Here is a 244-nt window from a genome sequence, read left to right as displayed (position 1 = left end):
CCCCTGCAGGCTGAACTGCTCGCCCGGCATTGCATGCAGCGCTGAACCCGCCAACGACGCGGCAATATCCGCCCATGGCAGCGGCTGGCGAAAGCGCACCCACAGGGTCCGACCGCCCTCCGGCGTTTCCAATGCCACCCGCTGGCCGAACTGCAGCTGCAGCTCACGCGCCAGGCATTGCATACGCTTTTGCAGGTCCGTGCGTAGCCGCACCAGTTGCGTCTCGATCTCGCCTTTGCCCAAC

At 66.0% G+C, this 244-nt stretch carries 1 pseudogene; it reads right to left on the bottom strand.

What is annotated here, in order from left to right:
* Positions 1 to 244, bottom strand: a pseudogene (locus tag FQ668_RS28015) (GntR family transcriptional regulator); the annotation flags it as partial.

The organism is Pseudomonas sp. Kh14, from assembly GCF_900291005.1.
Classification (GTDB): Bacteria; Pseudomonadota; Gammaproteobacteria; order Pseudomonadales; family Pseudomonadaceae; genus Aquipseudomonas; species Aquipseudomonas alloputida.
The sequence above is the reverse complement of the archived record's forward strand: the minus strand, read 5'-3'. Positions and strand labels throughout refer to the sequence as shown.